Here is a 9,670-nt window from a genome sequence, read left to right on the forward strand (position 1 = left end):
GTGGCGGGGGGCTGGGTGGGCGCGGTCATCGGCTCAGGTCCTTCCAGGCGACGTCCTTGTCGTTGCGGGGCTCGGAGGGCAGCCCGAGGACGCGTTCGGCCACGATGTTCAGCAGGACCTCGCTGGTGCCGCCCTCGATGGAGTTGCCCTTGGAGCGCAGATAGCGGTAGCCCGCGTCCCGTCCGGTGAAGTCGACCAGCTCCGGGCGGACCATGGTCCAGTCGCTGTACAACAGGCCCTCTTGGCCGAGGAGTTCGACCTCCAGGCCACTGATCTCCTGGTTGAGGCGGGCGAAGGCCAGCTTCATGCCCGAGCCCTCGGGGCCGGGCTGTCCGGCGACGAGCTGCTGGCGCAGCCGCTCGCCGGTGAGCCGGGCGACCTCGGCCTCGACCCAGAGGGTCAGCAGGCGCTGGTGGGTGTCGGGGGTGCGCAGCTCGGGGCGTTCGCGCCAGGTCTTGGCGACCGGGCCGATCATGCCGCCCTCGCGGGGGATGCGGGAGCCGCCGATGGAGACGCGCTCGTTCATCAGGGTGGTCTGGGCGACCTTCCACCCCTCGCCGACGGGCCCGAGCCGGTGGCTGTCGGGGATGCGTACGCCGGTGAGGAAGACCTCGTTGAACTCGGCCTCGCCGGTGATCTGGCGCAGCGGCCGGACCTCGACGCCGGGGTCGGTCATGTCGCAGATGAAGTAGCTGATGCCCCGGTGCTTGGGCAGGTCCGGGTCGGTGCGGGCGATGAGGATGGCCCAGCGGGCCAGGTGGGCGCTGGACGTCCAGACCTTCTGGCCGTCGACGATCCAGTCGCCGGTCTCGTCCCGCACGGCCCGGGTGGCGAGCGCCGCGAGGTCGGATCCGGCACCGGGCTCGCTGAACAGCTGGCACCAGACCTCCTCCCCCACCCACAGTGGGCGCAGGAAGCGCTGCTTCTGCTCGTCGGTGCCGAAGCCGAGGATGGTGGGCGCGGCCATGCCGAGGCCGATGCCGATGCGGCGCGGGTCGTTGTCCGGCGCGTCGGCGGCGGCGAGTTCGGCGTCGGCGACCTGCTGGAGGGAGCGGGGCGCGTCGAGCCCGCCGAGACCCACCGGGTAGTGGACCCAGGCGAGGCCGGCGTCGAAGCGGGCCTTGAGGAAGTCGGTGCGGTCGGTGGTGGCGGGCGGGTGCGCGGCGAGCAGCTCGCGGGTGCGGCGGCGGACCTCGGCGGCGTCGACTGCGGGGCTCATCGGGCGCCTCCCGGCAGCACGACGATGCGGCCGGTACTGGTGCCGTCGGCGACGCGCTGGACGGCGTCGGCGGCTCCGGCCATGGCGACACGCTCGCTGATCAGCGGTTTCACGATGCCCTGTTCAGCGAGCTTGGTCAGCTCCTCGTGGCAGGCGCGGACGGCCGCCGGGTCCTTGGTGTTGTAGAGGCCCCAGTGCAGTCCGACGACCGAGTAGTTCTTCACCAGGGCGTGGTTGAGGGCCGGGGTGGGGATGACGCCGCTGGCGAAGCCGACGACGAGGATGCGCCCCTCGAAGGCGACGCACTTGGTGGACTTGGCGTACGCGTCGCCGCCGACCGGGTCGTAGACGACGTCCGCGCCGCGCCCGCCGGTGGCTTCCTTGACGGCGGCGACGATGTCCTCGCTCCGCCGGTCGATGACCAGGTCGCAGCCGAGTTCGCGGGCGACGGCCGCCTTGTCGGGGCCGCCGCCGACACCGATGACCTTGGCGCCCGCGGCCTTGCCGAGCTGAACGGCGGCGCTGCCGACGCCGCCGGCCGCCGCGTGGACGAGGAGGGTCTCGCCGGGCTGGAGGTGCGCGCGGCGGTGCAGGCCGAACCAGCCGGTCTGGTAGCCGATGTGCAGGGCGGCCGCTTCGGCGTCGTCCAGGGCGTCGGGGGCGGGCAGCAGGGCCGCCTCGTCCGCGACGACGTAGTCGGCGAAGCCGCCGTGGGGCAGGGCCGGGGTGGCGAGGACCCGCCGCCCGTCATCGGTGGTGCCGCACACCTCGACGCCCGGGGTGAACGGCAGCGGGGGCCGCACCTGGTACTGGCCCCGGCAGAGCAGGGCGTCGGGGAAGTTGACGTTCGCCGCGCGGACCTCGACGAGCACCTGCCCGTCACCGGGCGTGGGCCGGTCCGTCTCCTCCAGCCGCATCACCTCGCCCGGCTCGCCGTTCCGGTGCACTCGCCATGCCTGCATGAGGGGCCTCCACAACACTGTCGGCGTCAACCGCCTGAGCGGTCGGCATTACCACTGCTCCGGCGCATACTAAGCGGTCGCTTGCCGATCTGGGAACACCCCGGCCCCACCCCCGGGACACCTCGGACCTCAGCCGCGCTTGGGCTTCGCCCGTACGTGCATGCGCTCGCCCTGCGGACCGAAGAGGCTGAGGAACTCCACCCTTTCGTCATCGGCCGGACCGAACCAGTGCGGCAGCCGGGTGTCGAACTCGGCCGCCTCCCCCGGCTCCAGCACCAGATCGTGTTCGGCCAGCAGCAGCCGCAGCTTCCCGGAGAGCACGAACAGCCACTCGTACCCCTCGTGCGTACGCTGCTCCGGCGGGCCGCCGCTGCCCGGCTCCTGGATCAGCTTGTACGCCTGGAGGCCGCCGGGCCGGGCGGTCAGCGGCAGCATGGTCCGGCCGTGCTGCACGATCGGCTTGGCCCGCACCCGGGGGTCGCCGACCGGTGCGGCACCCACCAGGTCGTCGAGCGGCACCTCGTGGGCGCGGGCGATCGGCAGCATCAGTTCGAGGCTGGGGCGACGGCCGCCGGACTCCAGCCGGGAGAGCGTGGAGACGGAGATGCCGGTGGCGGCGGAGAGGGCGGCGAGGGTGACCCCGCGGTCCTTGCGCAGCCGGCGCAGGCGGGGGCCGACGCCGGAGAGGACGGATTCCAGTTCCGGGTCGTCCCGGTCGTGTTCCTTCATCCGGTCATTGCAGAATCGGCAAGCCGGTTTGTCAACACGCCAACGCGCACGACGGCGTGCACGACAACCCGCCCTACTGCGCGAAGACCTCGAAGGTGACCGCCGGCCGGCCGTCGAACTGTTCGGCCGCGTCCTTCGCCATGCCCTCCAGGAAGGTCCGGCAGTACCGCTCCGGATCCTCCTCGGTCAGCGCCTCGATGTACGTGCGGTGCTCCAGCAGCGACCGGACCGAGCGTTCGAGCCCGGTCGTCACGTCGACCGCGTGGGTGGGCCGGTCGCTGCCCGCCACGGCGGTCCAGCGCACCCCGTCCCACGGCTGGAGCCCCTGCTCGGTGAGTTCGGGGAAGATCCACCGGTTGCCCGCGTCGGCGACGGCGTCGAGGGTGGCGCGCCCGACCGCGCGGTGGTCGGGGGTGTTCCAGGCGACCCCGCCCCAGGTGTCCCGGTGGTTGAGGGTGACCACCAGTTCGGGGCGGTGGCGGCGGATGGCCGCGGCGATGTCCCGGCGCAGGCCGGTGCCGTATTCGATGACGCCGTCGCGGTGGTCCAGGAACTCCACGGTCCGTACGCCGACGACGGCGGCGCTCGCCCGCTGCTCCCGCTCGCGCACCGGGGCGCACTCCTCGGGCGACAGGGTGTCGATCCCGGCCTCGCCGCGGCTGGCGAGGAGGTAGACGACCTCGCGGCCGCCGTCGGTCCACTCGGCCACGGCGGCGGCCGCCCCGTACTCCAGGTCGTCGGGGTGGGCGACCACGGCGAGGGCGCGCTGCCAGTCGCCGGGCATGGGTTCGAGTCGCTGCGGCGTCATACGGGCAGGCTACCCCCGGCTCCGGCGGCGGGCGTGCGACGCTGGAGTCCGGCGAACGAAAGGATTCCGCTCGTGCCCAGCCCCGCTTCCCACTCCCCCGCCCAGGCCGCGGCCCGTCTGGAGGAGTTCACCGTCATCGACGTACGGGCTCCGGGCGAGTACGCCGCCGGGCATGTCCCCGGCGCCCTGAACATTCCGCTCGACAAGCTCCCCGACGCGCTGCCCGCCCTCAAGTCCGCCTCCGCGCGCGGTTCGCTGCTGGTGGTGTGCGCGTCCGGCGTCCGGTCGACGCGGGCCTGCGAGATCCTCGCGGGCGCGGACATCGAGGCCGTGACGCTGACCGGCGGCACCTCCGCCTGGGAGGGCGACGGACGCGGCCTGGACCGCCCCGAGGGTGCGCACACCACGTGGCCCATGGAGCGTCAGGTGCGCCTCGCGGCGGGCTCGCTGGTGGTGGCCGGACTGGTGGCCGGTATCCGCTTCCCGGCGGCGCGCTGGCTCTCCGCGGGCGTCGGCACCGGCCTGGTGTATTCGGCGCTCAGCAACACCTGCGGGATGGCGGCGGTCCTCTCGAAGCTGCCGTACAACCGGGCCCCGCGTACCGCTGGCGACCTGGACGCCACGCTGGAGGAGCTCCAGCGCTGATCCGGCGGGGCCGGCCGGGCGCGGGCCCTGTCGGCCACGGCCCGCCTCGGGGCCGGCCGGTCGGCGACCGGCCCCGGGAGGCAGGGCGGGTCACGCCTCGTCGCGCACCAGGGACAGCAGCCGGTCCAGGACCCGGGGGCCGCCCGCGCGCACCCCGTCATGCTCGTACTCGTTCGTCACCCAGGTCCGCAGCCCCCGGATCGCCGCCGCCGTGCGCAGCGAGTCCGCGGTGTCGACGTACATGTCGTCGTGGTAGACGGCCGCCGCCACCGGGACCTCGTTGGCGGCCAGCCGCTCGGGGTCGTACAGCACCGGCCAGTCGGTGCGCTGCGCCAGGAGTTCGGCGGTCTCGCGCAGCGGGCGCAGCGCCGGGTCGACGTCGAAGTGCCAGGGGTGGATGGTCTCGCCCGTGAAGAGGAACGGTCCGTCGCCCTTCAGCGCGGCCGCCGCGTCGAACTGCGGGAACTCTCCCCGTACGCGCTCGGCGGCCCAGTCCGTGGCGCGCTCGCCCTGCCCGTAGATCGCCTCGTGCAGCAGGGCGTAGAGCGGGTGCCCGGCGAAGGAGGCGGCGGTGCGCATCGCTTCCCGGAAGGCGTCGGAGAGTTCGGTGCCGTGCGGGGTGCGCACGAACGCGTTCTCCAGCAGGTAGTGGAGCTGGTGGCTGCCGCTGCCGGTGCCGAGCAGGATGCCGAGCGACTGGAAGCCCTCGGGGGTCAGCCGGTGCCCGGCGCTCTCGGGCCGGTGTTCGGCGAGGTGTGCGGCGATGGCGCGGGCGCGCTCGACGTCCTGGGGGTAGCGGGCGTAGTGGGCGGCGACCTTCCGTTCGATACGCGGGTACGCGGCCCGGTAGACGTCGTCCGCGTGCGCGTCCAGCGAGGGCAGTCCGCCCGTGATCAGGACCTCCTTCAGACCTTCCGGCGCCGAGGAGAGATAGCGGACGGCGCAGAAGCCGCCGAAGGACTGGCCGAGGACCGTCCAGGGCGCTCCGCCGGTGAGCTGCGGCCGGATCAGCTCGCAGTCGCGGACGATGGAGTCGGAGCGGAAGTGGGCGAGGTAGTCGGCCTGCTCGCGCGGGCCGCCGCGCAGCGGCAGGGTCTGCCGGTTGGCCGGGGTGGAGAGACCGGTCCCCCGCTGGTCGAGGAGCAGCACCCGGAACTCACGCAGGGCCCGGCCGAGCCATGCCTCCGTGCCGACGAAGCGGCGGGCGCCGAAGCCGGGGCCGCCCTCCAGATAGACCAGCCAGGGCAGTTCCTCGCCGGCCCGGGAGGCGGCGACCGCTTCCCGCCCGTAGACCTCGATCTGCTCGCCGCCGGGGTCGCTGTGGTCGAGGGGCACGGTGAAGCGGCGGTCGGTGAGGACGACGCCGGGCTGCCGGTAACTGCTCACGAGAACTCCTGATCCGGGGTGCTGGCCGATCCGGGCGAAAGGGCCAGTCCAGCACATGCCCCCCGCGCAGGGCCAAGGGACCGTGCCCCGGACGGTCCCGGCCCGTGTGCGGTGCGGCCGGGGCGCTCCTAGCGTGCAGACATGATCCGGTTCGAGCAGGTCGGCAAGGTCTATCCGGACGGGACGACGGCGGTCGACGGGCTGTCCTTCGAGGTGGCGGAGGGCGAGCTGGTGACCCTGGTGGGTCCGTCCGGCTGCGGCAAGACGACCACGATGATGATGGTGAACCGGCTGATCGAGCCGACCTCGGGCCGGATCCTGGTGGACGGCGAGGACATCGCCAGGATCGATCCGGTGAAGCTGCGCCGCCGGATCGGCTATGTGATCCAGCAGGTCGGCCTCTTCCCGCACCGCACGGTCCTCGACAACACGGCGACCGTCCCGGCCCTGGTCGGCTGGAAGCGGGCGCGGGCCCGGGAGCGGGCGGCGGAGCTGCTGGACCTGGTGGGCCTGGACCCGAAGACGTACGGCTCGCGTTATCCGGCGCAGCTCTCCGGCGGCCAGCGGCAGCGGGTGGGCGTGGCGCGGGCGCTCGCGGCGGATCCGCCGGTGCTGCTGATGGACGAGCCGTTCGGGGCGGTGGACCCGGTGGTGCGGGAGCGGCTGCAGAACGAGTTCCTGGCCCTCCAGCAGCGGGTGCGCAAGACGGTGCTCCTGGTGACGCACGACATCGAGGAAGCCGTGCGGATGGGCGACCGGATCGCGGTGTACGGGGAGGGGCGCATCGAGCAGTTCGACACACCGGCCGCCGTGCTCGGCACCCCGGCGACCCCGTACGTGGCCCGGTTCGTGGGCTCCGACCGGGGGCTGAAGCGGCTGTCGGTCACCGCGATCGAGCCGGAGGACCTGGAGGAGCCGCCGGTGGCCCGGCTGGAGGAACCGGCCCGGGAGTCGGCGGCCCGGCTCGCGGCGGTCGGGGCCCGCTGGGCGGTGGTGCTGAACGGGGAGGGCGAGCTGCACGGCTGGGTGTCGGCGGAGGCGGTGCGGGGCGCCGGGGAGCGGGCGACGGTGAGCACGCTGGCGCGCCGGATGGACGCGTGGGTGCCGGTGGGCGCCCCGTTGAAGCAGGCGTTCAGCACCATGCTCCAGCACGACGCGGGGTGGGTGGCGGTGCTGGACGGGGCCCGGTTCCTCGGGGTCCTCACGCCGGCGAAGCTGCACGAGGCGCTGCGCCGGTCGGTGGACGCGGATGCGCAGGGCGTGGGCCGCGAAGAGGTGGAGTTCGACTCGGTGGCGGACGCGTAGGTACGACGACAGCGACTCGGTGGCGGACGCCCCGGTACGACGACAGCAACTCGCCCGCGTTTGCATATAACCCGCGTGTGCAATTATTGTTTACGCCAGTAAACGTCGTACGCCATTTATGCCTACGCCATCCGCATCGGCATCGGCATGCACCGCGCCACCGGAAGGTCCCCCATGTCCACCGTTCCCACCGTCACGCTCAACAACGGCGTGGCCATCCCCCAGCTCGGCTTCGGCGTCTTCCAGGTGCCCGACGACGAGACCACCGCGGCCGTCTCCGCCGCCCTGGAGGCCGGATACCGCTCCATCGACACCGCGGCGATCTACGGCAACGAGGTCGGCGTGGGCCGCGCGCTGGCCGCCTCGGGGATCCCCCGCGAGGAGCTGTTCGTCACCACGAAGCTGTGGAACGCCGACCAGGGTTACGAGGCCACGCTCGCCGCGTTCGACGCGAGCCTGGCCAAGCTCGGCCTCGACCACGTGGACCTCTACCTGATCCACTGGCCGACGCCCGCCCACGACCTGTACCCGAAGTCCTGGCGCGCGCTGGAGAAGCTGGCCGCCGACGGCCGGATCCGCGCCGCCGGCGTCTCCAACTTCCAGCCCGCCCATCTGAGCCGGCTGCTGGAGACGGGCACGCTCGTCCCCGCCGTCAACCAGATCGAGCTGCACCCGGGCCTTCAGCAGGCCGAGCTGCGCGCCTTCCACGCCGAGCACGGCATCGCCACCGAGGCCTGGAGCCCGCTGGCCCAGGGCGCCCTGCTCAAGGAGGCGGAGGTGGTCTCCATCGCCGAGCGGCACGGCAAGTCCCCGGCCCAGGCGGTGCTGCGCTGGCACCTCCAGCTCGGCAACGTCGTCATCCCCAAGTCGGTCACGCCCGAGCGGATCCGGCAGAACATCGACGTCTTCGACTTCGAGCTGTCGGCCGCGGAGATGGACGCCATCGCGGGACTGGACCGGGGCATGCGCACCGGCCCGGACCCCGACACCCTCAACTGACCGTCAGCGGCCGCGGCGGTAGCTGCTGCCGTCCCGGGGCCGGACCAGCAGCCCCGCCACGACGAGGTAGCGGCGCAGCGCGGAGCAGTCCTCGTGAACGGTGAGCAGCGCCTCGTTCACCTCGCGCTCGGTGTACGGGCGCTCCCGCTCGAACAGCGTGTCGGCGAGGTGCACGAGCAACTGCTCCCGGCGGGCCTCCTTGCGCGGGATCGCGACCAGGCGGCCGTGCGAGAAGAGCGCCTCCACGCTGTGCGTACGAGGGGTCTGCGACGGCGGCGGAAGAATCTGCTGTTCAGCGGGCATGGCAGGAAGCCTCACAGGCGCACGGAGGGCGGGCAACGCGTTTTCCCGCGCTGCCCGCCCTCGCGTTACCCGCCCTCGCTGCGTCCGCTCCCGCGTTGACAGATTCTCCCGACCGGGATGTGATGGGGCACGTGCGGCGTGACGTCGGCCAAAGAGATCTGGGCCGGTCGGCGGTCAAGCCAGCACCTTCTTCCAGGGATGACGCCATGAGTCCACTCATCGCCCCCTGCCTCTGAGCAGTTCACCCGGGGACACGCGCGCCTGTCGGCGCGCCCCCCATCACCCTGTTCCGTCCGCGGGCCCTCGTGCGCCCGCATCTCTCACGGGAGACCCAGAATTCCCATGCCCCCTGCCACCCGGCACTCCGATTCCGAAACGGCGGCCCCCGTGGTCGCCACCCTGGCGGACAAGATCGTGGAGGTACACACCTGGCTGCGCGACCAACTCCGCCAGGTGCACACCGAGACGGAGGCCCACTTCGCCTCACCGGCCGCTCGCCAGGACCCGTCACAGGCAACTCGCCAGGACCCCGGACAGCCGTCCGTGCCTCCGCTCGGCCTGCAGATCCGGCAGCGCTGCCTGGAGTTCTGCCAGGCGCTGGAGTTCCATCACACCGCCGAGGACGGGCACATGTTCCCCGTGATGGAGGGCCACCACCCCCACCTGAGCGATGTCTTCGACCGGCTGCGGGAGCAACACCGCTCCATCGGGGCCGTACAGTCGGCGCTCGCGGCGCTGCTGACGGACGTCGCCATCGCGGAACCGGACCGCTTCCGTGCCGAACTGGCCCGGATGACGAAGGAGTTGACCGCCCACCTCGACTACGAGGAGGAGCACATCGTGCCGCTGCTGGCCGATGTCCCCTGGCCCCCGGCGGGTCCTGCCGAGACCGCCCCGGCCACCCCGCCCGCCTCCTGAGCTCCGGGGCGGCTCAGTCCTTCGGGAGGAGCCGCTTCGACTGAAGGTAGGTACGTGCGACGTCCTCGGGCAGCCTGCGCCAGCTGTCGACCTGTTCGTTCATCGACGCCAGGTCGGCGGTGGTCAGCACGGTGTTGAGCCGGTCGAGGGCGTCGCGCACCCCGGTGCTCCCGGCGCGGGCGCGGTTGACGACAGGGACGACGTAGTCCGCGTTCTGGAGGTTCTTGTCGTCCTCCAGCAGGACCAGCCCGAACTGGTCGAGGGTGGCGTCGGTCGTGGTGGTGAGGGCCCAAAGGTGCGGGCCCCCCGGGGCCCCCCCGGGGGGCCGGGGGGGGGCGCCCCCCCCGGGGGGGGCCGCCCCCCCCGGGCAGGCCGTCGACGGGCCCACCCCCGGGG

10 protein-coding genes and 1 pseudogene are annotated in these 9,670 nt (G+C 73.0%); 4 read left to right on the top strand and 7 right to left on the bottom strand.

Annotated features, from left to right (window positions below; genetic code table 11):
• Positions 1 to 25: 25 nt before the first annotated feature.
• The 4 genes from JS521_RS12705 to JS521_RS12720 form a co-directional block, all read right to left on the bottom strand.
• The gene (locus JS521_RS12705) at positions 26 to 1,219 is read right to left on the bottom strand and encodes an acyl-CoA dehydrogenase family protein (RefSeq protein ID WP_205082924.1); all 1,194 of its coding nucleotides are present in this window, start codon (positions 1,217 to 1,219) and stop codon (positions 26 to 28) included.
• Positions 1,216 to 2,181, bottom strand: a complete 966-nt coding sequence (locus tag JS521_RS12710) for an NADPH:quinone oxidoreductase family protein (RefSeq protein WP_205082925.1) — start codon at positions 2,179 to 2,181, stop codon at positions 1,216 to 1,218. Before JS521_RS12710 ends, JS521_RS12705 begins: the two co-directional genes overlap by 4 nt.
• 129 nt (positions 2,182 to 2,310) lie before the next feature.
• Positions 2,311 to 2,910, bottom strand: coding sequence for a helix-turn-helix domain-containing protein (locus tag JS521_RS12715; RefSeq protein ID WP_010059114.1), 600 nt, complete (start codon positions 2,908 to 2,910; stop codon positions 2,311 to 2,313).
• Between the two features lie 73 nt (positions 2,911 to 2,983).
• Complete coding sequence (locus JS521_RS12720) at positions 2,984 to 3,718, bottom strand: PIG-L deacetylase family protein (RefSeq protein ID WP_205082927.1); 735 nt, start codon at positions 3,716 to 3,718, stop codon at positions 2,984 to 2,986.
• A gap of 72 nt (positions 3,719 to 3,790) precedes the next feature.
• Between JS521_RS12720 and JS521_RS12725 the strand changes: the two genes are divergently transcribed.
• The gene (locus JS521_RS12725) at positions 3,791 to 4,363 is read left to right on the top strand and encodes a rhodanese-like domain-containing protein (RefSeq protein WP_205082928.1); all 573 of its coding nucleotides are present in this window, start codon (positions 3,791 to 3,793) and stop codon (positions 4,361 to 4,363) included.
• A 90-nt stretch (positions 4,364 to 4,453) separates the two neighbouring features.
• On the opposite strand, the gene JS521_RS12730 is transcribed toward JS521_RS12725, so the two are convergent.
• Positions 4,454 to 5,749 carry an alpha/beta fold hydrolase gene (locus JS521_RS12730; RefSeq protein WP_205082930.1) on the bottom strand — a complete coding sequence of 432 codons (1,296 nt, stop codon included), beginning with the start codon at positions 5,747 to 5,749 and terminating at the stop codon, positions 4,454 to 4,456.
• A 141-nt stretch (positions 5,750 to 5,890) separates the two neighbouring features.
• Between JS521_RS12730 and JS521_RS12735 the strand changes: the two genes are divergently transcribed.
• Both JS521_RS12735 and JS521_RS12740 read left to right on the top strand, forming a co-directional pair.
• On the top strand, positions 5,891 to 7,054 hold the full coding sequence (locus tag JS521_RS12735) for a betaine/proline/choline family ABC transporter ATP-binding protein (protein ID WP_205082931.1): 1,164 nt from the start codon (positions 5,891 to 5,893) through the stop codon (positions 7,052 to 7,054).
• Between the two features lie 174 nt (positions 7,055 to 7,228).
• Complete coding sequence (locus JS521_RS12740; RefSeq protein ID WP_205082934.1) at positions 7,229 to 8,053, top strand: aldo/keto reductase; 825 nt, start codon at positions 7,229 to 7,231, stop codon at positions 8,051 to 8,053.
• Between the two features lie 3 nt (positions 8,054 to 8,056).
• Here JS521_RS12740 and JS521_RS12745 read toward each other — a convergent pair whose 3' ends face one another.
• Positions 8,057 to 8,356: a DUF2087 domain-containing protein gene (locus JS521_RS12745; RefSeq protein ID WP_205082935.1), complete on the bottom strand. Its 300-nt coding sequence runs from the start codon at positions 8,354 to 8,356 to the stop codon at positions 8,057 to 8,059.
• A 366-nt stretch (positions 8,357 to 8,722) separates the two neighbouring features.
• On the opposite strand from JS521_RS12745, the pseudogene JS521_RS12750 reads away from it, so the two are divergent.
• Positions 8,723 to 9,274: pseudogene (locus tag JS521_RS12750) on the top strand (hemerythrin domain-containing protein); the annotation flags it as partial.
• Positions 9,275 to 9,287: 13 nt separating this feature from the next.
• On the opposite strand, the gene JS521_RS12755 reads toward JS521_RS12750, so the two are convergent.
• The coding region (locus tag JS521_RS12755; protein WP_275564187.1) for a glycine betaine ABC transporter substrate-binding protein at positions 9,288 to 9,670 on the bottom strand (383 nt) is incomplete at its 5' end.

Source organism: Streptomyces durocortorensis (assembly GCF_016901035.1).
In the GTDB taxonomy this organism is placed as follows: Bacteria; Actinomycetota; Actinomycetes; order Streptomycetales; family Streptomycetaceae; genus Streptomyces; species Streptomyces durocortorensis.

What these genes read in the sequence shown, in the direction of transcription:
- JS521_RS12705 (WP_205082924.1), bottom strand. Translation starts at nt 1,219, where the DNA reads ATGAGCCCCGCAGTCGACGCCGCCGAGGTCCGCCGCCGCACCCGCGAG.
- JS521_RS12710 (WP_205082925.1), bottom strand. Translation starts at nt 2,181, where the DNA reads ATGCAGGCATGGCGAGTGCACCGGAACGGCGAGCCGGGCGAGGTGATG.
- JS521_RS12715 (WP_010059114.1), bottom strand. Translation starts at nt 2,910, where the DNA reads ATGAAGGAACACGACCGGGACGACCCGGAACTGGAATCCGTCCTCTCC.
- JS521_RS12720 (WP_205082927.1), bottom strand. Translation starts at nt 3,718, where the DNA reads ATGACGCCGCAGCGACTCGAACCCATGCCCGGCGACTGGCAGCGCGCC.
- JS521_RS12735 (WP_205082931.1), top strand. Translation starts at nt 5,891, where the DNA reads ATGATCCGGTTCGAGCAGGTCGGCAAGGTCTATCCGGACGGGACGACG.
- JS521_RS12740 (WP_205082934.1), top strand. Translation starts at nt 7,229, where the DNA reads ATGTCCACCGTTCCCACCGTCACGCTCAACAACGGCGTGGCCATCCCC.
- JS521_RS12745 (WP_205082935.1), bottom strand. Translation starts at nt 8,356, where the DNA reads ATGCCCGCTGAACAGCAGATTCTTCCGCCGCCGTCGCAGACCCCTCGT.